The organism is Clostridium sp. KNHs205, assembly GCF_000702945.1.
Taxonomy (GTDB): domain Bacteria; phylum Bacillota; class Clostridia; order Lachnospirales; family Lachnospiraceae; genus Anaerocolumna.
Genome location: NZ_JNLE01000003.1, coordinates 4,321,241 through 4,345,770, shown reverse-complemented (window position 1 = coordinate 4,345,770; position 24,530 = coordinate 4,321,241). Strand labels below are relative to the sequence as shown.

Annotated in this window: 23 protein-coding genes and 1 tRNA gene; 22 read left to right on the top strand and 2 right to left on the bottom strand. The window is 39.2% G+C overall.

The window, feature by feature from the left end:
* Window positions 1–77 precede the first annotated feature (77 nt).
* Window positions 78–431, bottom strand: coding sequence for a VOC family protein (locus tag BR73_RS0118025; protein ID WP_033166681.1), 354 nt, complete (start codon window positions 429–431; stop codon window positions 78–80).
* Between the two features lie 132 nt (window positions 432–563).
* A tRNA-Leu gene (locus BR73_RS0118020) sits at window positions 564–647 on the bottom strand.
* Between the two features lie 276 nt (window positions 648–923).
* Here BR73_RS0118020 and BR73_RS0118015 point away from each other — a divergent pair.
* The 22 genes from BR73_RS0118015 (at window position 924) to BR73_RS27575 (ending at window position 24,528) form a co-directional block, all read left to right on the top strand.
* Window positions 924–1,505: a zf-HC2 domain-containing protein gene (locus BR73_RS0118015; protein ID WP_033166680.1), complete on the top strand. Its 582-nt coding sequence runs from the start codon at window positions 924–926 to the stop codon at window positions 1,503–1,505.
* 103 nt (window positions 1,506–1,608) lie between these two features.
* Entirely contained in the window at window positions 1,609–4,266 is a 2,658-nt protein-coding gene (polA, locus tag BR73_RS0118010; RefSeq protein ID WP_033166679.1) for a DNA polymerase I, read from the top strand.
* On the top strand, window positions 4,253–4,879 hold the full coding sequence (gene coaE, locus BR73_RS0118005) for a dephospho-CoA kinase (RefSeq protein WP_033167590.1): 627 nt from the start codon (window positions 4,253–4,255) through the stop codon (window positions 4,877–4,879). Before polA ends, coaE begins: the two co-directional genes overlap by 14 nt.
* A gap of 104 nt (window positions 4,880–4,983) precedes the next feature.
* Window positions 4,984–7,359, top strand: coding sequence for a cell division FtsA domain-containing protein (locus BR73_RS0118000; protein WP_033166678.1), 2,376 nt, complete (start codon window positions 4,984–4,986; stop codon window positions 7,357–7,359).
* 246 nt (window positions 7,360–7,605) lie between these two features.
* On the top strand, window positions 7,606–8,415 hold the full coding sequence (locus BR73_RS0117995; protein WP_033166677.1) for an MBL fold metallo-hydrolase: 810 nt from the start codon (window positions 7,606–7,608) through the stop codon (window positions 8,413–8,415).
* A gap of 235 nt (window positions 8,416–8,650) precedes the next feature.
* On the top strand, window positions 8,651–8,923 hold the full coding sequence (locus BR73_RS0117990; protein ID WP_033166676.1) for an ACT domain-containing protein: 273 nt from the start codon (window positions 8,651–8,653) through the stop codon (window positions 8,921–8,923).
* Window positions 8,924–8,973: 50 nt separating this feature from the next.
* Window positions 8,974–9,105 carry a hypothetical protein gene (locus tag BR73_RS29665; protein WP_278248533.1) on the top strand — a complete coding sequence of 44 codons (132 nt, stop codon included), beginning with the start codon at window positions 8,974–8,976 and terminating at the stop codon, window positions 9,103–9,105.
* Window positions 9,102–10,466 (top strand): PFL family protein, encoded by a 1,365-nt coding sequence (locus BR73_RS0117985; RefSeq protein WP_033166675.1) that lies wholly within the window; start codon window positions 9,102–9,104, stop codon window positions 10,464–10,466. The genes BR73_RS29665 and BR73_RS0117985 overlap by 4 nt, the downstream gene beginning before the upstream one ends.
* An 83-nt stretch (window positions 10,467–10,549) precedes the next feature.
* A complete protein-coding gene (locus BR73_RS0117980; RefSeq protein WP_033166674.1) occupies window positions 10,550–12,007 on the top strand; it encodes an aminoacyl-histidine dipeptidase in 1,458 nt (485 codons plus the stop codon).
* Window positions 12,004–13,200, top strand: a complete 1,197-nt coding sequence (locus BR73_RS0117975; RefSeq protein WP_033166673.1) for a CapA family protein — start codon at window positions 12,004–12,006, stop codon at window positions 13,198–13,200. Before BR73_RS0117980 ends, BR73_RS0117975 begins: the two co-directional genes overlap by 4 nt.
* Window positions 13,201–13,294: 94 nt before the next feature.
* The gene (locus tag BR73_RS27585) at window positions 13,295–14,536 is read left to right on the top strand and encodes an LCP family protein (protein WP_051685292.1); all 1,242 of its coding nucleotides are present in this window, start codon (window positions 13,295–13,297) and stop codon (window positions 14,534–14,536) included.
* Window positions 14,537–14,665: 129 nt separating this feature from the next.
* Complete coding sequence (locus BR73_RS27580) at window positions 14,666–15,715, top strand: M23 family metallopeptidase (RefSeq protein WP_242860698.1); 1,050 nt, start codon at window positions 14,666–14,668, stop codon at window positions 15,713–15,715.
* Window positions 15,716–15,979: 264 nt separating this feature from the next.
* Entirely contained in the window at window positions 15,980–16,783 is an 804-nt protein-coding gene (locus tag BR73_RS0117960; RefSeq protein WP_033166672.1) for a GTP pyrophosphokinase family protein, read from the top strand.
* A gap of 167 nt (window positions 16,784–16,950) precedes the next feature.
* On the top strand, window positions 16,951–18,378 hold the full coding sequence (locus BR73_RS0117955; RefSeq protein ID WP_033166671.1) for an RsmB/NOP family class I SAM-dependent RNA methyltransferase: 1,428 nt from the start codon (window positions 16,951–16,953) through the stop codon (window positions 18,376–18,378).
* Between the two features lie 117 nt (window positions 18,379–18,495).
* Window positions 18,496–19,221 (top strand): pseudouridine synthase, encoded by a 726-nt coding sequence (locus BR73_RS0117950; RefSeq protein WP_033166670.1) that lies wholly within the window; start codon window positions 18,496–18,498, stop codon window positions 19,219–19,221.
* A gap of 38 nt (window positions 19,222–19,259) precedes the next feature.
* Window positions 19,260–19,928 (top strand): HAD family phosphatase, encoded by a 669-nt coding sequence (locus BR73_RS0117945; protein ID WP_033166669.1) that lies wholly within the window; start codon window positions 19,260–19,262, stop codon window positions 19,926–19,928.
* A 116-nt stretch (window positions 19,929–20,044) separates the two neighbouring features.
* On the top strand, window positions 20,045–21,082 hold the full coding sequence (locus BR73_RS0117940; RefSeq protein WP_033166668.1) for an RluA family pseudouridine synthase: 1,038 nt from the start codon (window positions 20,045–20,047) through the stop codon (window positions 21,080–21,082).
* A gap of 1 nt (window position 21,083) precedes the next feature.
* Window positions 21,084–21,623 carry a Holliday junction resolvase RecU gene (locus BR73_RS0117935; RefSeq protein ID WP_033166667.1) on the top strand — a complete coding sequence of 180 codons (540 nt, stop codon included), beginning with the start codon at window positions 21,084–21,086 and terminating at the stop codon, window positions 21,621–21,623.
* A gap of 72 nt (window positions 21,624–21,695) precedes the next feature.
* Window positions 21,696–21,917, top strand: a complete 222-nt coding sequence (locus BR73_RS0117930; RefSeq protein ID WP_033166666.1) for a hypothetical protein — start codon at window positions 21,696–21,698, stop codon at window positions 21,915–21,917.
* 522 nt (window positions 21,918–22,439) lie between these two features.
* Entirely contained in the window at window positions 22,440–22,739 is a 300-nt protein-coding gene (locus BR73_RS0117925; protein ID WP_033166665.1) for a WXG100 family type VII secretion target, read from the top strand.
* Window positions 22,740–22,900: 161 nt separating this feature from the next.
* The gene (locus BR73_RS0117920; protein ID WP_033166664.1) at window positions 22,901–23,089 is read left to right on the top strand and encodes a hypothetical protein; all 189 of its coding nucleotides are present in this window, start codon (window positions 22,901–22,903) and stop codon (window positions 23,087–23,089) included.
* Window positions 23,083–24,528, top strand: coding sequence for a pre-toxin TG domain-containing protein (locus BR73_RS27575; protein ID WP_051685290.1), 1,446 nt, complete (start codon window positions 23,083–23,085; stop codon window positions 24,526–24,528). Before BR73_RS0117920 ends, BR73_RS27575 begins: the two co-directional genes overlap by 7 nt.
* Window positions 24,529–24,530 lie beyond the last annotated feature (2 nt).

Genomic DNA, 24,530 nt, shown 5'->3' with positions numbered 1-24,530 from the left:
TAAAAGCCCACAGAGAGTGCTAAGGACTCTGTGGGTTTTTGTAATCACATGGATGGCCTCATTTTATTTAATCTGAACTATCTGCCTTGCTGTATAAAACCAAGTTCATTTCCATCAGGATCAGCGATAGTAAATTTTTTGTTGCCATAAGGCATTGTTTCTATTGCTTCAATAACAGTTACTCTGTCTTTTAATTGCTCCCATAGCTCATTAACGTTATCGACGTTAAAATTAAATCTTGCACTGGTTGTTCCTTTGCTGCTTACCGCAATTGCAAAAGTAGCACCTTCACCGCATTCAAAATCTGCATAGGACCAACTGTCATTAATATCTGCTCCTGTACATTCAAATCCAAGGATTTTTTCATACCATTCTATCGATTTATATAAATCAGAAACATTTGCTCTTACATGCGCCAATCTTGTTTTCATTACAATCCCTTCCCAATACATAAATCATCGATCTATTATATTATAGAATCATTTTCTAATTCATGATACCATATGTTTACGCATAAAAAAAGACATAACTTTCCATCAAGGAAAAGCTATGTCTTTTTTTACTGCCGGTGGTGGGACTCGAACCCACACGCCCTCACGGACAACGGATTTTGAGTCCGTCTCGTCTGCCAATTCCAACACACCGGCTGATTTTCGATACTGATATCAAAATGGTTGTCTTGAATCAGCGAAGATTATTCTACCATAATATGAAAATAAAAGCAAGACATATTTATATAAAAAAAATCAGTTTCTTTTCATTTCAGTAATAATAAACACAAACCCGTAAAATTTCTTTCCGGGTTTGTCCTGCTGTTTTTGAAAGTATAGTTGAAACATTATAAAAAAAAGGGTAAAATAAATAATTAAACAAATCTATCTGTAATTCAAAAAGAGTGCAACACCCGAAAGGTATGGTAAATAATGAACTGCATTGAAGTCCAAAGGCTTATGATGCCCTTTATTGATAACAAATTAAGTATGGAGCAATTGGAAGCGTTTATGCAGCATATCAGGTCCTGCCCCGATTGTATGGAGGAACTTGAGGTTCATTATATTCTGCTGACCGGTATGAGAAGACTGGATGCGGATAAGGAACTGTCAGATAACTTCCATGAAGACTTCATTGAATTATTGGGTGAATATGAAGAGAAGATCGTACACTATAAATTTGCCCACATAAGAAAACGAATTATTTTGATATTGGTAATAGCAGCTGCAGCAATCGCATCCAGTCTTCACCTTGGTGAAGTGGTGGAGGAGGTCTTAAAAGACGAGCCAAAGACCAGTACCTTTTATTCAGAAGAATTGTTTTTTCCGGACTTTGAAGGTAACAGGAGCAATGAGCTGACTTTTGTGCCAAGTGGTGTATTCCATGAGAAGATAATGGATAGACTGGATGATATTTATGCTTATCTTGTAATAGAAGATGAAGAAGGAGCCAAACTATTACAGGAGAAGTTCCCTGAGCATTTTCACAGCTCCAGTCCTTACAGAAAGCGCTGAAGCCTCATTTAGCGGGAAGCCCTTGTTGGCAAGGCTAAAAGGCAGGCATAATAGTATATTATAAAGGGTATCGGTATGAGATATCCGGAAATGAGGATTTTCCATGAGTAAGAAAATTGTTTTGATTGATGGGCACAGTATACTAAACAGAGCCTTTTATGCACTTCCGGTGTTATCCAATTCAGAAGGGCTGTACACTAACGGAGTATTGGGATTTTTAAATATCCTTTTTAAGATTCTGGATGAAGAGAAACCGGATTATCTTACCATAGCATTTGACGTGCATCAGCCAACCTTTCGTCATGAGATGTTTGCGGAGTATAAAGGTACCAGGAAATCCATGCCCGATGAATTGAGAGCACAGGTCCCTCTGTTAAAAGAGTTACTTAAAGCTATGAAGATTTCTGTTTTGGAAAAAGGCGGATATGAAGCAGATGACATATTAGGAACACTTGCTGTCAATGCAGAAAAGGATGGATATCAGGTCTCCCTGGTTTCAGGTGACAGAGATTTATTACAGCTGGCAACGGAAAATATTAAAATTCGTATCCCAAAGACTAAGAAGGGCGGTACTGAGATAGAAAATTATAACACCCAGGATGTAGTAGCTGCCTACGGTGTTACCCCCACAGAATTTATTGACTTAAAAGCACTGATGGGAGATACATCTGATAATATACCAGGCGTACCAGGAATAGGAGAAAAAACAGCCTCAAAGATTATTTCTGCTTTTGGTTCCATTGAAAATGCCTATGAGCATATATCGGAAGTCATGCCAAATAAAGCAAGAGAATCCATGATAAATAACAAGGAGCAGGCTTTTTTAAGTAAAACCCTTGCAACTATAAAAACTGATTGCGAACTGGATTACCAGATTGAACAAGCGGATTACTCGGAGATTTACAATCAGGAAGCCTATAGCTATTTTAAAAGGCTGGAGTTAAAGAGCCATTTTAACCGATTCGACCGTATAACCCTATCAAATACTGCAAGTTCAGAAGCAAAATCTGAGTCTCAGGTCGTAACAGATAGAGAAGAATTAGAGAAAATCCTTCAAAAGGCTGGCAAGCTATCCAAGGGAGAGTATATTGGTTTTTATCTTATTGCAGAAGCCGGGAAAGTATTGGGACTAGCTCTTAGCCTTGGAGAAAATGAGAATTATTTTATTCCGTCAGGTGCTGAACTTACAGAAGAGAAGATAGTAGAAGGGCTGAATAAGCTGCTGTTATCAAGGAAAGAAGCGGCTACCTTTCATTTAAAGGAACAGCTTTCCTATCTGGATGCCGGTATCAGAACCGGTATAACGGATTTATCAATTGCTGCGTATTTATTAAATCCGCTTCAATCCAGCTATGAATATGATGATGTAGCCAGAGATTTCTTAAAACTTACCATGGCATCAAGCAGTGAAGTTATAGGAAAAAGCTCACTTAAGGACTTTATTATAAATAAAACAGAGGAGAGTACTGCTTATTTCTCCAATCTTGCCTATACAGCTGCCAAAGCTGCACCTGTTATAGTAAAGGAATTGCAGAATAAAGGGATGGATAAGCTGTTTGATACAATTGAAATGCCCCTTGTCTATGCACTGTTCGACATGGAGCAACGAGGAGTAAAGGTTAACAGGGAAGAGTTAAAGGAATACGGTGATAAGTTAACCATAGGGATAGACAGACTGGAAGCGGAAATTTACAGTTTGGCAGGAGAAGAATTTAATATCAATTCACCGAAGCAGTTAGGAGTTATTCTATTCGAAAAGCTTCATCTGCCTTTCGGTAAGAAGACAAAGACCGGATATTCCACTTCAGCTGAGGTGCTTGATAAGCTTCGAATTGAACATCCGGTTGTTGAAAAGATTCTTGAATACCGCCAGCTGACGAAATTAAAATCCACTTATGCTGACGGGCTTGCCGGTTATATCGGTGAAGATGGCAGAATACACGGAAAATTTCATCAGACAATAGCTGCAACCGGCCGTCTCAGTAGTACGGAGCCAAATCTTCAGAATATTCCCATTCGAATGGAGTTAGGCAGGGAAATCAGAAAGGTATTTATTCCGGAAGAAGGCTTTATATTCCTGGACGCAGATTATTCTCAGATAGAACTCAGGGTACTGGCTCATATGTCAGGAGATGAGAGACTTATTGATGCATATAAGGAGGATCAGGATATACACCGCATTACAGCTTCTTTGGTATTTCATACTCCTTTTGAGGAGGTAACCTCAGAACAGAGAAGGAATGCCAAAGCCGTTAATTTCGGAATCGTATACGGTATCAGCTCCTTTGGACTGGGACAGGATTTAAATATATCAAGAAAAGAAGCAGAGGGCTATATTAACCGGTACTTCGATACCTATCCAGGGGTTAAGACCTTTCTGGATAACCTCGTAAAAGATGGAAAAGACGATGGATATGTTACTACTCTTTTCGGTAGAATCAGACCTATACCAGAACTTAGTTCCTCTAATTTTATGACACGTTCTTTTGGAGAAAGGGTAGCGATGAATTCACCTATTCAGGGAACTGCTGCAGATATTATTAAGATAGCTATGTTACGTGTGAATGACAGATTAAAGGAATTAAATCTCCGTTCTAGATTAATCCTGCAAATACACGATGAGCTTCTTATCGAGACCCACAAGGATGAAATAGATGAGGTAAGAGTGCTGTTGAAAGAGGAGATGCAGTCAGCAGCCAGTTTATCAGTGCCTCTTGAGGTAGATGTTAATGAAGGAAGCAACTGGTATGAAGCAAAATAACGGCCTTAAGGTAATCGGACTTACCGGCGGTATCGGAAGCGGTAAATCAGAAGCTGCAAAGATCTTGGCCGGGTCCTATGGAGCGTTTCTTTTAAATACCGACCGGATTGCCCATGACTTTATGGAAGTAGGCGGGATATCCTACCAGCTGGTTAAGGATTATTTCGGGGAAGGTATCCTAAATGAGAAGGGGCAAATAGACAGAGAGAAGCTTGGCAAAGAAGTTTATCAGAATGCTGAGAAACTTAAAATCCTCAACTCCTTTTCACATCCCTATGTTATGGACTATGTCAGAAATCTGATAAAGACAGAAAAAGAAAGAACTGAAAAATTATATTCTGTTATCTGTGTAGAAACTGCTTTACCAAGAGAAGCCGGACTGAAGGATTTTTCTGATTACATCTGGTATGTTACAGCAGATAAAAACATCAGGCAGGAGCGGTTGATTCATTCCAGGAATTTTACACCGGAAAAATTTGAGAAAATATTAGCCAATCAGTTTTCAGAGGATGAATATATAAAAAACAGTACCCATGTACTTTATAACAATGGCAGTATTGATGAGTTAAAACTTCAGATAGAGAAGCTGCTGAAAGAAGAAAACCTGGTATAAAAGCCGGTAAACAGAGAAGGCGGTACCGTTAAAAGACTCAACAGGATTTATTAATAGTTGTATCATACAGGAAGTAAGTATCTACCTTACGGAGGACACTAAGAATGGTAAACAAAAGATACCCGGAGCATTTGGTGTTTGGATTGGATATCGGAACCAGAAGTATTGTGGGAACGGTGGGTTATAAGGATGCGGAGCAATTTATAGTTGTAGCTCAATGTGTCAAAGAGCACGAAACCAGGGCCATGTTAGACGGGCAGATTCATGATATAAATAAAGTTGCAGAAACCATTGAAGAAGTGAAACAGGAACTTGAAGGACAGATAGGCAGGCGTCTTACGGATGTCTGCATCGCTGCGGCCGGACGTGTGCTAAAGACTGTAACTGTTTCTGCAGAATATGAATTCTCTGCCGAAACCATAGTGAAGGAAGAACACATACATTCTCTGGATCTGATTGGTGTAGAGAAGGCTTATGATACCTTGCGCCAGGAGATGAAGGAGGAAAAAATCCATTTCTACTGTGTCGGTTATTCAGTAATCCAGTATTACTTAAACGGTTATACAATCGGAAAACTGGAGGGGCATAAAGCCAACCGAATTGGTACAAATCTGATAGCAACCTTTCTTCCTGATGAAGTAATAGACAGTTTGTACTCAGCAGTTGAAAAGGCCGGTTTATATGTAGCGAACTTAACCTTAGAGCCTATAGCGGCTATTAATGTTGCCATTCCGGAAAAATTCCGGTTATTAAATATAGCAATGATAGACATTGGAGCGGGAACCTCTGATATTTCCATAACCAGAGATGGAAGTATCATAGCTTATGGCATGATTCCAAGAGCAGGAGATGAGATTACGGAGGCAGTTGTCAAAGAATATCTTGTGGATTTTAAAACTGCTGAAACCATAAAGCTTTCCTGTCTGAAGAAAAAAAAGGTTACATATAAGGATATCATGGGTATTTCCCATAAGCTAACCACTGAAGAGGTAATAGAAACCTTAAAACCGGTTATAAACAGCATGGCTGGCTGCATTGCCGAGAAGATTGTAGAGCTTAATGGAGGAAAACCGGTCAGTGCAGTCTTTTTGGTTGGCGGCGGCGGAAAGGTTCCTGGATTTACACAAACCCTGGCAGAAAAGCTGGAGCTTAACAAAGACAGAGTGGCACTTCGAGGAGAAGAAGTACTGGGTGAAGTAACGTTTCTGCAGGAAAACATTAAGAAAGATCCGCTGCTGGTTACACCAGTGGGTATATGCCTTAATTTTTATGATCAGAGAAATAATTTTATATTTGTTCAGGTTAACGGCGACAGAGTCAAACTTTACGATAACAGCAAACTGACAGTTGCAGATGCGGCAATGCAGATTGGATTGCCAAATGAGAACCTCTTTCCCAGGAGGGGAAAAGCTGTTAATTATACATTAAACGGTAATAAGCGTATGGCCAGAGGAGAACTGGGGGAAGCGGCTCAGATCAAGCTTAATGGAGAACTAGCAGGCTTAAGCAATACGATAGAACAGAATGATCTGATAGAAATCACAGAATCTACCGTTGGCGAGGATGCCAAAGTTATCGTTGGTGAATTACCTGAATATAAAAGCAGTATTACTTTTACCTTTAACGGCACCAGGATTATATGCCCTAAATTCGCAGAGGTTAATAAAGAACTCGTTACGGAGTTCTATGAGATAAAAGAAGGGGATGCGGTTGAAATCCTTAATTACTATACCTTGAATCAGGTACTTAAATTTATGGATATCGAGTATACCGGTACCATCTATATCAATAATATGCCTGCTGGTGAAGATGAAAAGATCTATGAGAATTTTTCTATCCGGTGTGAGATTTATGATTCCCTGGAAGCGAAAAGAGCTGCAGACAGACTGGAAGCAGAGTTTTTTAATAAAGATACCGGTAGTACTGATATTGATGAAGATTTTGACGACTGGGATGATAGCAGCTTGAAAACAGCTGCCAGCTTAAAAACAGCTGCCGGATTAGAAACAGCCACAAGCCTGGAAACAGTCGCAGGACTGGAAGCAGTCGCAGGACTGGAAGCAGCCACAAGCCTGGAAACAGTCGCAGGACTGGAAGCAGCCGCAGGACTGGAAACAGCCACAAGCCTGGAAGCAGCCGCAGGACTGAAAGCAGCTACAAGCCTAAAAACAGCTCCCAGTTTAGAAACGCCTGACAACAAAGTTAGTACCACTGCAGATAAAGAAAAGGAACTTTTTAAGGTTGGCGAAAACAGCAAGGTTAATACTTCAGAGGACGTTATTTATATAATTGTTAATAAAGAACCACTTAAGCTCTCCGGCAAAAAGCAGTATATCTTTGTTGATATTTTAGATTTCTATGCTTTTGATTTATCAAAGGCAGGTGGCTCAGAACTGGTCATTACCTTAAACGGAGAAAAAACAGAATTTACTGCACCTCTTAAAGATAAGGATATTGTAGAACTTTACTGGATGAAATAAATTTATTGACAAACCGGTTAGAATAAGGGATACTTTTCATGAGCTAAAGTTAATAATCGTGATAATGATAGACTAATTATGCAGAAAATTTAATTGTAATGAGATATTATACATTATTTACGGTGAAAACTGTAGAAAAATGCATAAATGGTAAAAACTAAACTTATATAGAAAAAAAGTTATAAATGCCACAAAGCGATTCCTTCTATTTCCGAATAAAGCCTGTGGGACAGAATGGAGTAAATTATGAAGTTATGCAGTTTATCAAGCGGCAGCAGCGGAAATTGTACCTACGTTGGCAGCGGTCATGCCAATATCTTAGTAGATGCAGGTATCAGCGGAAAGAGAATTGAATACGGCTTAAACTGTATAGAAATCAAACCGGCTGACTTAGAGGGGATATTAGTAACCCATGAACATTCGGATCATATTCAAGGCATCGGTGTTATGGCAAGACGATATCACACACCGATTTATGGGACAAAAGAGACGCTGCAGGCAATCTGCCGTATTAAGAGTATGGGAGAGATTCCGGCAGAATTGCTGCGTCCTGTTTTACCGGATGAAGGTTTTTATATAAATGATATATATGTGGAACCTTTTGCAACTTCTCACGATGCCGTTAATCCGGTGTGCTATACCTTTACGTCAGAGGGACATAAGATAGGTATGGCTACGGACCTTGGAGTATATGATGATTATATCGTCTCAAGGCTTTCCGGTTCTGAAATACTTCTTATGGAAGCCAATCATGATGAAAATATGCTTTTAGCAGGTGCATATCCTTATCATTTAAAACAGAGAATATTAGGCAACAGAGGGCATCTTTCCAATGAGAATTCCGGAAGGCTTCTGGCTAGAATATTACATGAGAAAATCAAATATATTACCCTTGCCCATTTAAGCAAAGAGAATAATTTTGAAGATCTGGCTTATGAGACCGTTAGAATTGAATTAAATAAAGCAATAGCAGATACGGCATTGACATTAAAGACGGATTCACTTTTAAGCGTAGCAAAAAGGGATATTCCCTCAGAAATGCTCTGCACCGGTTAGAGGTATAAGTATTGCCTTGCCGGTTTAAATATCTGCCGGTGATGTTAAGGAATATATATTATAGTATTATTTTCATTTGTTAAGCATAAATATCCGAAAATATGAGATTATCAGTGTGCATATGCACCTAAAGATATTCAATGTCCTGATTATATGAAGTGCAATTGGTGTACTAATGGGATATTTCAACAGTTTTGATTTTAAGGTGTGCTAAAGCACACAGATGGGAGCTAATATGAAGAAGACAATTATATCTGTTGTAGGAAAAGACCAAGTTGGAATTATTGCAAAAGTTTGTACTTATCTCGCAGGAAATAAAATCAATATAATGGATATTTCCCAGACAATCGTTCAGGGTTATTTTAATATGATGATGATAGTGGACGCGAATGAAGCAACTAAAAGCTTTGATATAATAGCCACAGAACTAGAGGAATTGGGGCAGGAAATCGGTGTTGTCATCAAAGCGCAGCATGAAGATATCTTCAACATGATGCACAGACTGTAAGTTGATACAAGATGCAAAACATGCTGTGCCTGGCTGGTCGGAGTTTTTAAATGGGACTGGCAGTACGCACCTTATGGTTGAAAGAAAATAATTGCCAAGAAAGGATGCCGCAAACCGATTTTTTCAACCTCATAACAAGTGGCAATGCTGCAGACAGCCTGCGGCAGGAAGAAAAATTATGATCGATATAAACGAGGTTATTGAAACCAATAAAATGATAGAGCAGGAGAATCTGGATGTCAGAACCATAACCCTGGGTATAAGCCTGTTGGATTGTGCTGATAATAATCTGGAGGTATTAAATCAGAAAATCTATGATAAAATAACAACTGTGGCAAAGGATCTGGTAGCTACCGGTAAAGCAATAGAGAGAGAATTTGGTATTCCTATTGTAAATAAGAGAATATCAGTAACTCCCATTGCTTTGGTAGGCAGCAGCGCCTGCAAGAACCCCGGGGATTATGTAACCATTGCAAAGACCCTGGATCGTGCCGCTACTGCAGTCGGAGTTAATTTTATCGGTGGTTATTCAGCACTGGTGTCAAAAGGAATGTCCACTGGTGACCGTAATCTCATAGAATCCATTCCTCAGGCCCTGGCTGAAACTGAAAGGGTTTGCTCTTCTGTTAATGTTGGTTCCACCAAAACCGGAATCGATATGGATGCAGTGAAGCTTTTAGGTGAAATTATCTTAGAAACAGCTGAATATACCAAAGAAAGAGATTCCATTGGTTGTGCAAAGCTGGTTATATTCTGTAATGCACCGGATGATAACCCTTTTATGGCAGGTGCTTTTCATGGTGTAACGGAAGGTGATGCCATAATAAACGTAGGTGTAAGCGGACCGGGAGTTGTTAAGAACGCATTAAGCCGTGTTAGAGGCGCTGATTTTGGAACACTGTGTGAAACAGTTAAGACCACTGCTTTTAAAATAACCAGAGTAGGTCAGCTGGTTGCACAGGAAGCCTCCAAAAGATTAAATATTCCTTTCGGCATAATTGACTTATCCCTGGCACCTACACCAGCTGTTGGTGACAGTATCGCTGAAATCTTTCAGGAAATGGGACTTGAACAGGCAGGAGCACCCGGAACTACAGCAGCTCTTGCTTTGTTAAACGACCAGGTTAAAAAAGGCGGTGTAATGGCGTCCTCTTATGTGGGAGGTTTAAGCGGTGCTTTTATTCCGGTAAGTGAAGACAGAGGAATGATCGAGGCAGTAGAATTAGGTGCACTAACTCTTGAGAAACTGGAAGCTATGACTTGCGTCTGCTCCGTTGGTCTGGATATGGTAGCAATACCTGGTGATACGAAAGCAACAACAATATCCGGTATCATTGCAGATGAAATGGCAATAGGAATGATCAATCAGAAGACCACCGCAGTCAGACTTATACCGGTTATTGGCAAAGGGGTAGGAGAAATGGTGGAATTCGGAGGTCTATTAGGATATGCGCCTGTTATGCCGGTTAATAACTTCAGCTGTGCAGATTTCATTAACCGGGGCGGAAGAATACCGGCACCTATTCATAGCTTTAAGAATTAATACTTAAGAAACAGGAATAGATTTTATATATAAATTAAAAGGATCTAAAACCGCCCTGCAAGGCGGAGGAAAGAGAGGCAGAAATGAACGAAACATTACAAAAGCTTGATTATAAAAAAGTATTTCATTACTTCAGTGAAATTTCAGCAGTCCCAAGAGGATCAAAGTACAACACTGCTATCAGCAATTATCTGGTAGAGCATGCAAAAGCGAAAGGTTATACTTATCGCCAGGATGAGTATGAAAATGTAGTACTGATCAAAGAGGCTACTCCCGGCTATGAGAATGCACCTGCACTTATATTACAGGGACATATGGATATGGTATGTGAGAAGACCAATGATTGCACCCATGATTTCTTAAAGGAAGGAATCGAACTTTTTGTAGATGGAGATTTCATTCATGCTGACAGAACCACATTAGGCGGTGATGATGGTATAGCAGTTGCTTATATTCTTGCTCTGTTTGATGATGAGACCTTGCAGCATCCAAGACTGGAAGCAATTATAACAACAGATGAAGAAGTAGGCATGGATGGAGCTATCGGTCTTGATGTTTCAGATTTACAAGGAAAATTATTATTAAACATTGATTCAGAGGAAGAGGGATATCTCCTTACCAGTTCAGCAGGAGGACTAACAGCTACCTGTGAGCTGCCTCTTAAAAGAACCTCTGAAAAAGGGCTCAAAGTAATCCTGACCATATCAGAATTAAAAGGCGGTCATTCCGGAGCAGAGATTCATAAGAATCGTGTAAATGCAACAAAATTAATGGCAAGGCTGTTATTTGAACTAAAAGAAGCTATGACCTTCTATCTGTTTGATTTAAACGGCGGCTTGAAAGACAATGCCATTCCAAGAGATGCAAAAGCAGAGATTATCATAGAAGAAGATGAATTTGATAGATTTACGGATATTATTAACGGACTGGCAAGCAAATATAAACATGAATATGTGACCAACGAACCGGATTTAACAGTAGGTTATATGAGAGGAGAGGAAGATAAATATAAAGTACTTCATCCTACCTCCTTTGAAAAGCTGCTATTCCTGTTGATAAATACCCCCAATGGTGTGCAGACAATGAGCAGTGATATACCGGGTCTTGTAGAAAGCTCACTTAACCTTGGAATTTTCCATCTGGAAGAAGAGAAAGCTATCATTTGTTTCTCTGTCCGCAGTTCAGTAAACAGCTATAAAGAATTTCTGAATAAAAAACTTAATTATATCTGTGAATTCCTGGGCGGTGAATATAATGTCAGAAGCCAGTATCCTGCATGGGAATATAAGAAAGATTCTGCTTTAAGAGAATATCTTGCCAAAGTTTATGAGGAAGAATATAAATCAGCGCCTAAGTTTGAGGCAATTCATGCCGGTCTTGAGTGCAGTTTCTTTGCTGAGAAGATTCCTGGCATAGATATGGTATCCTTAGGGCCAGATATGTGGGATATCCATACACCGAAAGAAAGATTAAGCTTATCCTCTACTATCAGAGTATACAAATATGTTGAAAAAGTAATCGAGGGAATGAAGAATCTATGAGTAAACGCAGAATGTACGGCCTCCTGGCCTTTATCATCTTTACCTTTAGCCTTCTGGCAGTTGTAATTATCTATGAAGTAGGTGATTTTTCATGGAATAATGAAGGGAAGAATAATTCCATAGTGGGAGACCGGAATTCTGGCAGCGAGGAGAATACAACAGAAATACCTAAACCCTCTGAACCGGAGGAATCTCAGGTATCAGAGGGGGCTGTTACGGAAGAGCCTAAACCCACAGTCACCGAAGAACCCTGGAAGGACATCACGATGCTGTTTACTGGTGATATCTATCTATCCGATGTTGTAGTTAATGCATACAAAGGAAAGGGTATTGAGGCTATTGTTGAAAAAGGGCTTCTTTCCGAAATGCAGGGCGCAGATCTTACCATGTCAAATCAGGAGTTTGCTTTTAGTACCGGCGGAACGGCAGCAGAGGATAAACAGTATACTTTTCGGGTAAATCCGGATTACATAACTGCTTTTCAGGATATGGGAATTGATATTGTTACCCTTGCCAATAACCATACCATGGATTTTGGGCTGACAGCTTTAGAAGATTCCTTTAATACCCTTAAAGGTGCAGGAATAGATTACGTCGGAGCAGGAAGTAATCTATCCGATGCAAGAAAGATACATTATACTGAAAACCAGGGAAAAACAATAGCTTTTCTGGCGGCCTCAAGAGTGATACCGGTTTATGAATGGAATGCAGCTGAAAATAAAGCCGGTTTATTTACCACTTATGATCCGACACTTTTATTGGAGGATATTAAAACGGCCAGCGATAACAGTGATTATGTGGTTGTTTACCTTCATTGGGGAATTGAGAGAGCGGAATTACCAAAAGATTATCAGCACTCCCTGGCAAAACAGTATATTGATGCCGGAGCAGATCTCGTTATCGGCAGCCACCCTCATGTACTTCAGGGAGTGGAATACTATAAAGGAAAACCAATTGTATATAGTCTTGGCAACTATATTTTTTACAGTAATATTCAAAGAACAGCAGTGTTAAAAATAACTCTGGATGAAGATATGAATACAAAGTTGCAGCTGCTTCCGGCTAAAGCAGAAAATGCCATGACAAAGCTTTTAAGTGATTCAGAAGAGATTTCACAATTCTATAAATACATGGAAAGTATTTCCTTTGGAGTTGGTTTTGATGAGGCTGGTTATGCTTATGAATTACAATAACTTAACATTATTTACAAAAGATTTTACAATCAAAGCGCCTCATGTTATAATACTCTGTGCCAGTATATGGAAATAAGTAATATAGGAGCCGCATATGCAGAGACCGGAATCAGAAACCGATATACATGAGGAATCAAATACAGAAGAGAGAACCAGGACATCCGCAGAGGATCACCTTGGAGCTAAGATACTAATCAGAAGCCAGGAAGATGAACTGTTAATGGATATCACTGACAGTCTTAAAGAGCAGGTGAATGCTGAATTAGACCAGAAAGAAGAGCCTCAGCTAAAATGTAAGAAGAGAAAAGTGCTTCGTGTTTTTCTCAGTACAGCCTGTCTGATGATAGCAGCTATCTTAATCCTTGTGCTGACACCTTTTGGGCAAGGACTTCTATATAAGGCAGTATCGGTATATGCTTATGGTAAGATGAATCATGATGATGGCAGTCTGCCGGCGGAAGAAGCAGCGACAGCTGCTGCAGAAGCTACTGTTACACCCACAGTGACCCTGACCCCGGAGCCTACAAAGCCAGAAGTAAAGCAGATAACTTATAATATACTCCTGTTGGGAGAAGAGGCAATAGAATCCGGAACAGCAAAAGGCAGAACGGATATTATGATGATAGCAACTCTGGACACAGAGGATAAGTGCATCAAACTAACCTCCCTGATGAGGGACATGTTGGTTGATATCCCGGGATACAAAGAAAATAAATTGAATACAGCTTATGAATATGGCGGCATTCCCCTTTTATACGACACTATCTACCAGAATTTTGGTGTTAAACTGGATGGTTATATGCTGGTTGGATTTGATGCATTTGAAGCAATCATCAATAAATTAGGGGGAGTAACTATAACCCTTACAGATAAAGAAGCGGAATATCTTAATACAACCAATTATATTTCGAAAGAGCAGTATCGAAATGTCTCAGCAGGAAGTCAATTGTTGAATGGTAATCAGGCATTAGGTTATTGCAGGGTACGTTATGTAGCAACAGGTGACCATGAACTGAATGATTTTGGCAGAACCTCCAGGCAGAGAGTTGTTTTAAATGCCATTTTTGATAAGTATAAAACCAAAAGTTTACCCGAGCTGGCTTTGATAGCAAATTCCCTGCTTTCTTATATAACCACTGACCTTACCCAGGAGGAATTTACAGCTTATTTACAGCTCCTGGCAGAGACGAAAAAGGGCGGGCTTCAGACTCTCAGAATACCTGCTGACAATACCTTTGAAGAAGGAACAGTGCGCGGTATGTCTGTACTGATCCCTGATAAATACGAAAATAGAAAATTACTGCAAGGTTTCATAAAGCAAGAAGTGAAAGAGTAATTTACTGATAATAATATAAGATGTCAAAATTCTGGGATATGGATATACTCAGGTTTTGGCATTTTTTATGGAATAGTTTCCTTAGACAGGCATATACTGTTAGGGATGTTTAACGAATCCGGTGATTTTATGAGAGACTATTTTACGAAAAGCAGACTTCATAAGATAAACGTGGAAAATAAGAGACGAATTGACAGGCATTCAAAAAACAGACATTCCTCTGGGAAAGTAACAGCCAATGAAATTTCAAAAGTAAGAGCTTATCCGGTGGCGCCAAGTCTAAAGAAATCTAACGGAAATGGTCTTGTAAAGAGGGAGGGTACAATCCTAAGCATTAACAAGATATGGACCCTGACAATACTTATTGTTGTGATTATCCTTCTCTCCAGGACAGTAAGCTTTCTTAATTCCTATTCCCTACAAAAGTCCTATCGAACTATTGTAAAGAATGGATTGGATTATGACTATTTTCGTGATATGCTGCTGCCGGAAGAGATCATAGGCAATATTAATACCGGCTTTTTAAAAGATGATGAACAACAGGTTGAGAGATGCTCCGGGTATGCCGCCATTCTAACCCTGTTAAAACAGAATGGTTTAATCAGAGGAGAAGAGGTATCCGTTAAAAAGGTAAGTTTTTACAGGGATAAACTTAAGGACTATACTGCTTTTGGGGAATTAATGGATTATTACAAGATTCTCTTTGCAGATCTTCAGGTATTTCCTCTGGATAGAGGAGAGGATAAATCAATTAAATATACTTTCGGAGATACCTGGAGCGAATTAAGGAATTATGGCGGTAATAGAAGACATGAAGGTACGGATATTTTCCCGGAGGAGAATGTAGTTGGTAAATACAGGGTGATCAGTGCTTCTGATGGTGTAGTTGAGAGGATTGGGTGGCTTGAAAAAGGAGGATACCGTGTAGGTATTAGAACTCCTCATGGAGCTTATCTGTATTATGCCCATTTGGATTCTTATGCTGAGAATCTGAAATTAGGGGATAGAGTCAAAGCCGGTGATTTTCTTGGGTTTATGGGAGATAGCGGGTATGGTACGGAAGGCACAAAAGGAATGTTTCCAGTGCATTTGCATTTTGGAATGTACATAGATGCGGTACCGGGAGAAATCAGTGTGAATCCTTACAGCACCATTTGCTACCTGGAAACAAAGCAATAGAGCAGATTGACTGGTCTATTTTATTTCCACAAAGAGGTAGTTTATGATATAATAAAGCGTAGAGAGGAATTTGGAGCTTGCTCCGTAATTCTGACCGGAGCACAAAATCTGCCTGTTTACCAGAGTTCCGCTGGAAGCTATAAGTAATGTGTATAAGCTATATAAAAAGTATAGTATAAAGATTAAAAAATTGGGGTTGTTATAACAGGAGGGATAAGAAAGTTATCTTAAAGAGGATGTTTCCTTATCCGGAAAGAGGTTTTCATGGAAATACAGTTATGGAGAGAAATACTTGATCCTTATGCACTTGCCGTGGAGGAGCTTGTAGTAAAATTCAATCATATAATTGAAGAATACAAGAAAAAGGGTGAATATTCTCCTATTGAGCAGGTCAATGGAAGAGTAAAGACGATTTCCAGTATCTTGGAGAAAGCACAGAAGAAGAGTATTCCGTTACCGGATATCGAAGAAATGATGGAGGATATAGCAGGAATCCGTATTATCTGTCAGTTTGTGGAGGATATCGAGAAAGTAGTTGAAATCATAAAAAAGCGTACGGACCTTGAGATAAAGAGTGAGAAGGATTATATCAACAATACAAAATCCAGTGGTTACAGAAGCTATCATATGATAATTTATTATAAAGTGGAGACATTAAAGGGAACGAAACAGGTGCAGGCGGAGATACAGATCAGAACTCTTGCTATGAATTTCTGGGCAACTATTGAGCATTCCCTGCAATATAAGTATAAAGAAAATATGCCGGAACAGATCAGGGCAAGGTTAAGCAAAGCAGCTGATGCCATTATATCCCTGGACCAGGAGATGTCCTCTGTCCGGGATGAAATAATGGATGCACAGAATTCGTTTAAGGTAAAAGCCAACATGGTAGCTGATATCCTGACAAATATACAGAATCTGTATAAGGTTGCCAACAAACGTGAGGTTGTTAAGATACAGGATGAATTCTTTCATATTTATGAAACAGGAGATTTGGAGCAATTAGAACGTTTTAACAGAGAGTTGGACAAAATATCAGAGGGTTATCGTGCGCAAAGCCTACGTTAAGTGAAAGAAATATACAGTGTATAATTCAAATTGGGACGACCAGAATAACGCCAGTATAGTACTAGATTAGAACTAGGATTTTGCAAACACACTCTGACCCAGGGACATAATAATTGGTTATAAAAAGCAAAAGCATTACAAGATTGGATATGAAGGAAGAGGTTAACATGAAATTACCACAGACATTTGAAGAACGCATGAGAAGCTTGCTTGGAGAGGAATATAGTGAGTATGAGAAAAGCCTGGAGCAAAAGCATTATAGCGGGCTTAGAGTAAATACTCTTAAGATAACACCGGAGGAATTTGAGAAGATTTCTCCTTTTAAGATAACAAGAATACCCTGGATAAGGAACGGGTATTACTACGATGCAGAAGAGCAACCGGCAAGGCATCCCTACTACTTTGCGGGTCTTTATTATATCCAGGAACCCAGTGCCATGACTCCGGCAAGTCTTTTACCGGTCACCCCGGGAGATAAGGTATTAGACCTTTGTGCTGCTCCAGGAGGGAAAAGTACAGAATTAGGAGCCAGATTACAGGGAAAAGGTCTGTTGGTATCAAATGACATCTCGAATTCCAGGGCGAAAGCTCTATTAAAGAATATTGAACTTTTTGGAATCCGTAACCCGGTTATCATCAGTGAAGCACCGGGTAAATTAACCGATTATTTTACAGAATATTTTGATAAGATTCTGGTGGACGCTCCATGTTCAGGAGAAGGAATGTTTCGTAAATCTCCTGCGATTATGAAGAATTGGGAGCAATACGGAGTTGAGTATTACAACAAACTGCAGAAGGAGATTATCCTGCAGGCAGCCAGAATGTTAAAACCTGGTGGCTATATGCTCTATTCCACCTGTACCTTTTCACCGGAAGAAAATGAAGGAACCATCTCTTATCTGCTGGATCAATTTCCGGAATTTCAAGTTGTTGACCCCCTTGTTATGAATACAGGAACGGATAATAATGAGGTAAGCAGCCATAAGGATTCTTCTGCAGGTCTGGTTTCTTATGAGGGATTCTCACATGGAAGACCTGACTGGGCAGATGGAAGAGAAGAACTTAAAAACTGCATCAGACTTTGGCCCCATAAGATAAAAGGAGAAGGACATTTTATTGCTCTTTTGCGAAAAGGAGAGTCAGAACCGGGACAAAGCTCGAATAGAGCAGGTAATTCCGTAAAAATCACCAGTGAGACAGAAGAATTTCTTAAGCATGTCCATATTCCAATTTCTGCAGAGAATCTGATGACAAAAGAGGACAGGCTTTACCTGTTGCCGGAAGGTTTACCGGATTTAAAGGGACTTCGCCTGCTGCGTCAGGGGCTGCTCCTTGGTGAGATGAAGAAAGGGCGTTTCGAGCCAAGCCAGGCTTTGGCAAGTGCTTTGACACCAGGTGATTTCAAAAAGGTCATAGACCTGCCGGGAAATAGTTCTGAAGCAATAAAATATTTAAAATGTGAAACCATAACTGCAGAAACCCAGTTTGGAGACGGTTATCACCTGGTTACTGCTGATTCCTATTCTCTCGGTTGGGGAAAATTATCGGGAAATTCTTTGAAGAATAAATATCTGCCTGGCTGGAGATGGATGTAGGGATAAAATTTACGATATAAACATTGGTTCAGAGGATAGAGGATAATATAGGAAAAGGATATATAACATTTTATATTGTCCTTAGAAAAGAAAGTTGTAATTGGAAAGGAAACATAGATGGGAGAATACCTTCGATTGGATAAATACCTGGCTGATATGGGAATCGGAACCAGAAGTGAGGTAAAGGGCTATATCAGAAAAGGAAGAGTGAAAGTCAATAAAGAGGTGGCGAAAGCTCCTGACTTAAAAATAACGGCTGAGGATTATGTTACCTTTGATGAACAGGTAATTTCCTATGTAAACACAGAGTATTATATGTTAAATAAACCAGGCGGAGTAGTATCAGCTACCAGGGACAAATTTGCCTCTACGGTTGTAGACCTTATAGAAGAAGGAAAACGAAAGGATCTATTTCCCGTTGGAAGGCTTGATAAGGATACGGAAGGGTTGTTATTAATTACCAACGATGGCGATTTGGCCCATCGGCTGCTATCACCGAAGAAACATGTGAGCAAGTGCTATTATGCAAGAGTTACAGGCAGGGTAGATGAGGAAGATATAAAAAGATTTCAGGATGGAATAAAGTTAGACGAGGAGCTTACAACTTTGCCGGCTGAGCTTAAGCTTATCAGTGCAGAAACAGGGGAATCTGAAGTGCTGGTTACCATCTTTGAAGGTAAGTTTCATCAGATTAAAAGGATGTTCGAAGCAGTAGGAAAGGAAGTTCTTTATCTGAAAAGGCTCAGTATGGGGGAATTAACATTGGATGAAGCTTTGGAGCCGGGGGAATACCGGGAGCTTACGGAAGCAGAAATTAAGCTTTTATATAACCAGACAATTTAAGGCGTTACGTAACAAAGGAAAGTTGCAGAGGAATGAAAATGATAAAAAATAAAGATATATTTCAACATATAAAAGCAGTTTTGTTTGATCTGGACGGGACATTAGTAGATTCCATGTGGCTGTGGGAGGATATAGACCGAGAGTACTTAAGCCGGTTTGATATAACATTGCCGGAGGATCTGCAGGATTTGATACAGGGTATGAGTTTTTCTGAAACTGCAGTTTATTTTAAGGAACGTTTCTTGATACCTCATTCTCTGGAGGAAATAAAGGCAGAGTGGAATGAAATGGCGTGGAAGAAATACGCAGAAGAAGTACCTCTTAAAGAAGGAGTACTATCGGTTCTGAAGGAACTGAGGAACAGAGGAATATCTATGGGGATAGCAACCAGCAACTCCAAAGAACTTGTGGAACTTGTAATCGGCAAGTTAGGGATAGCAGAATATTTCAGCTCCATTCGAACTTCCTGTGAGGTGGCAAAGGGTAAACCTTCTCCGGATATCTACCAGCTCGTGGCAGAAGACCTGGGAGCAGAACCGGCAGCATGTCTGGTATTTGAAGATATTATTGCTGGAATAATGGCAGGAAAGACTGCCGGTATGAAAGTTTGCAGTGTTTATGACAAAAAGTCTGAGGGAGATACAAAAAAGAAACAGGAGCTTTCTGATTATTATATCCATACCTTTTCGGAGCTGTTGAACATATAAGTTAAAGGAAAGTTTGTATACCTGTTAAGGTATTGTATATAGAGTCCTGAGGTTATATACTGATATAATACTTTAACTTAGATATAATACTTTAACTTATTTAGAAAGAGGAAAGAATGAAAACCATAGTAGCAGGAAAGAATGAAGCAGGGCAAAGACTGGACAAGCTGCTGCAAAAAACTCTGAACAAAGCACCAAAGAGTTTTATCTATAAAATGCTCCGAAAAAAGAACATTACCTTAAACGGAAAAAAAGCAGAGGGCTCTGAAATCGTTCAGCTTTCTGATGAAATTAAGCTGTTTTTAGCCGATGAGACCATAGATAAATTTACAGAAAGTTATGCTGCTTCCTTTAACACCATAGCAGAAACAGCCGGTAAAAAGGAAGCTGGCGGAATGAAAAGCGTTGAAAGTGTAAACCTACAGATTGTTTATGAGGACTCTGATATCGTATTAATAAACAAACCTGCAGGAATGCTTTCTCAGAAGGCAAAGGATACGGATGTTTCACTGGTAGAATACCTGATACAATACCTGTTAAAGAGTAACAGCCTTACACTGACGGAACTTAATACCTTTAAACCAGGTGTCTGCAACCGGCTGGACAGAAATACCAGTGGACTGGTGGCAGCAGGCAAGACCCTTCCGGGACTTCAGATACTTTCAGAAGTTTTCAGGGAACGAACTCTTGATAAATATTATCTGTGTCTGGTGAAGGGAGCTGTTAAGGAACAGAAAAAGATAACCGGTTATCTGTCTAAAAATGAGAAAACCAATCAGGTTACCATTCTGCAAAAGGAGACAGAAAGTTCTGATTATATTGAAACGGAATATACACCACTAATCAATAACAGTGAATATACATTATTAAAGGTAAAACTGATTACCGGTAAGACCCATCAGATTCGTGCGCATTTAAGCAGTATCGGTCATCCTGTTATAGGAGATGCAAAGTATGGTAATAAGTCCATTAATGACCGGTTCAGGAAGGAATTTAAATTGACTCATCAGCTTCTGCATTCTTATGAAATGAAGTTTCCAAAGAATATGGCAGGAGATTTTGCATATCTGTCCGGACATAAAGTGACTGCAGAGCTGCCTGAATACTTTGAAAATATTTTAAAGGTCTGCCTGGACTATAAAGGGAGGTTATAACATGCCCTCATGGAATTCAAGAGGTCTTAGGGGGTCTGCACTGGAGGAACTCATAAATCTTACAAATACCAGATACCGTGAGAAAAACCTGGCATTGATTCAAAAAATCCCCACCCCTATAACCCCAATAACGATTGATAAAGAAAACAGACATATAACCCTTGCCTATTTCGGTGAGAAAAGTACGGTGGATTATATCGGTACAGTGCAGGGAATACCCATATGCTTTGATGCCAAGGAGTGTGCAAGCGATACCTTTGCACTGCAGAATATCCATGAGCATCAGGTAGAGTTCATGAAGGATTTTGAGAAGCAGGGAGGTATTGCTTTTCTGCTTTTGTATTACTCAAAGAAAAACCATTATCATTATCTACCCTTGAAGGATTTACTGGCTTTCTGGAACCGTGCAAAAGAGGGGGGACGAAAGAGCTTTCGCTTTGAAGAGCTGGAGGCGGAGAATGCCATAGATTGCATTAACAGTATTTACATACATTATTTGGTGAATGTATCAAAGGATGCAGAAGCCAGAGATAATACATAGTAGAATTGAAATTATGATACCTTTTCGCGTATAAGAATACAAAGGAGTAGGTGAGTTGAAGTTGCCGCAAATATGGCAAAAGAAAAAGGTGGAGTAACATTAGAGTCAACAATTGAAGCAATAAGTATCTGTATGCCGGAATGGAATTTTAATAATCCAAGTAAAATGGAAGCATGGGATTTGGCTTCTGGTACATATGCAGAACAGGTATCTGGTGAAATAACTACATTATTTTTGAGGGGTAAAAAGATGAAGATTGCTAAGAAGCTTAATACCTTTTGCAAGAAGAGATGATGGTGGCGATATTGCTTGCCTTGAAGTTGGTAAAGGAAGTAGAGTTCAAATAATATATGATTTTGCTAGCGATGGTTATGAACAAAGTAAGGAGTACGAGTGTTTGGGATTGGTGCAAGGATGCTATGGACGAAATGATAAATGAGGATAAAAAATAAGAAATCTATAATGTGGTATTATTATAAAATAAATAATTTACATATATATGGACTTGTGTCTGCGTTATTGACACAAGTCCATATTTTTTAAAAAGTTTGGTTTCAGTAAACCAAGTTTTTATAGAATGTCTATATTATTTAAAAACCTATAAAAAGATACTATAAACAAAAATAAATGTCATATTGTTTCTGTAAGTAAAAAACATAAATTAAATAAAAACTCATACAAAAGCTTAAACAAAAGTTAAGTTATGGTATATAAAACACAGATTAAAAATATGGTGACATAGATTAATGAGATATTAATTCTCTTAAAATAAAGAGAATTAACATAAAATCATACAAATTGAAAGGGGATAAAAAAATGGCAGGAACCATTAGAATTACACCAGAAGAACTAAGAGAAGCAGCGAATTTTATCAAACAGAAACAGGATGCAATGACAGCAGATGCAAATGCATTAAATTCAAAAATCAATGAAATTGCAGCAAATTGGGAAGGTGCTGCTCAATCTGCATTTATCAGCGGATTTACTTACGACTTATGGCCGGTTCTGGACAAGACGATGCCTCAGATTCTTACTGGAATTCAAACGCAGTTAACGGAAACTGCAACTACGTTGGAGGAGACAGATAAGGCAATAGCTGATAAGCTAAAATTATAAAAATCCAATTGTAAAGAGGCTGCAGCAGGAAGGGGATGGCAACATAAAATCCTTTCCTACTGCAGCTTTTTCAGAATTTACAATAAGACTGTATATGCTTGGACAAAGGAAAATGAAATAGTGCGGATTAATAACATAGATAGGAATGAAGGAGGTATAAGATGTATTTCTGGGATTCGGTTGGTGATTTTTTTCATACATCGGACAATGAACGAAAAAGAGATGAATACAGCAAATTAGTTAATCTTTATAGTAAAGGGTATCAGTTTGCAGTAAATGCCGTTATAGATATGATAGAACAGGATATGATACTGGCAAGAGCATTACAGCGGGGGGAGGCGAAATGGTAAGACAACTGGGAAGAGAAATAATTGAGAAATACAACTGGCTGGAGAGAGCTAATATTACCATGGGATATTCTGCGAACCTCCTCTTTGACTTCGCTGATCTGGATGAGCTTTGCAAGGATATCGAAGAGGAACTGGACTCCCATTCCCTGGGGGCAGGCTTCTCTTCTCAAGGGCAGCGGATAGATGAATTCGTAGAACATAGAAGTGCGTTGTTAAGCTATACCAGTGATGTCTTATATGATATTGATGAATATCTGGAAAATCCACTTTATAAGGGATTCAATAATGCCGTGGATATGATGGCTGCCATTGATATGAGAAATGCAAAGACAGATAATACCATAGGGTTACAGGAACATACAAGTATGTATGTAGGCGCCGGAATGTATGATGAGGTTGAGGGGGATATGACCTCTCTTAACCTGGAGGATTTTATAGGTAGCCGTAATAAGAATAACAGTCTCACCAATTATCAGAAAGTAGATGATTTTGCGGATTTATTTGCAAAAGACTATGAAGATCTGGTAAATAATGATAAAATAGACCCAAGTAAAGTAACTTTGCAGGAGTATCTGGACAGCCTGGTATTAAAAGAATTTGCTCATAAAAAGGACGCCCCCTTCTGGAAGGAACTATTAGAATCGTTAAGCGAGATGACTGTCGTAATTCCCATTATTGAGGCAGCAACGGGTAAAACCCTTATAACAGGAGATTATCTAACAGGAGACGAACGAGCATTTAAGGTAGTATCAGGGGCAGTAAGCCTGGTGACCTTAGGATATGGAGCGGCAATTGCGAAAGGCGGTGGAATGGCTTTAGCCAAAATGTTTGCTGCAGATATCCTGGCTGAAGCGGTGTCAGGGTCAACCGTAATCGTTTGTGATAAAGCAGGTGTGCCTTCTGCGGTGACAGTTGCTCTGGCGATAGTGTTAGGTTCTACAACGGGAGTGATTGCGGATAAAGCATTGCTTAAGAACGGAATTAAGGTTACTGGGGTGGATGAGGTTGATAAAGCATTTAAGGGTGGCTCTGGATTTAAATTTAAGTTTTCAGAGATGACAGATGATGAGATTGCTAAAATAGTGAATGAATATAGGAGCAAATCTCCAATAGAAATACCAGAAAATGCAACTTATAAAGCAAAATCTATGAATGATGGTTATGAACAAATAACGTATAAATGGAATGATGGTAAATATAAAAATGAAGTAAGGTGGCATACAAGAACATCTGGGGCTCCTGTTGATCAAGGTAATACATGGGTTATAGAAAGAAAAATACCAGGTAATGGAGGAACTAAACCTTCAACTGAAATCTTAATAGGTGATGATGAATGGGTACCTGCTTATAAATGGTTTGAAGCAATAAAAGCAAGAAAAGCAGGTACTGCAACTCAGGAGCAAATCGAATTATTGGATAAAGGACATTGGAAGGAGTAGAC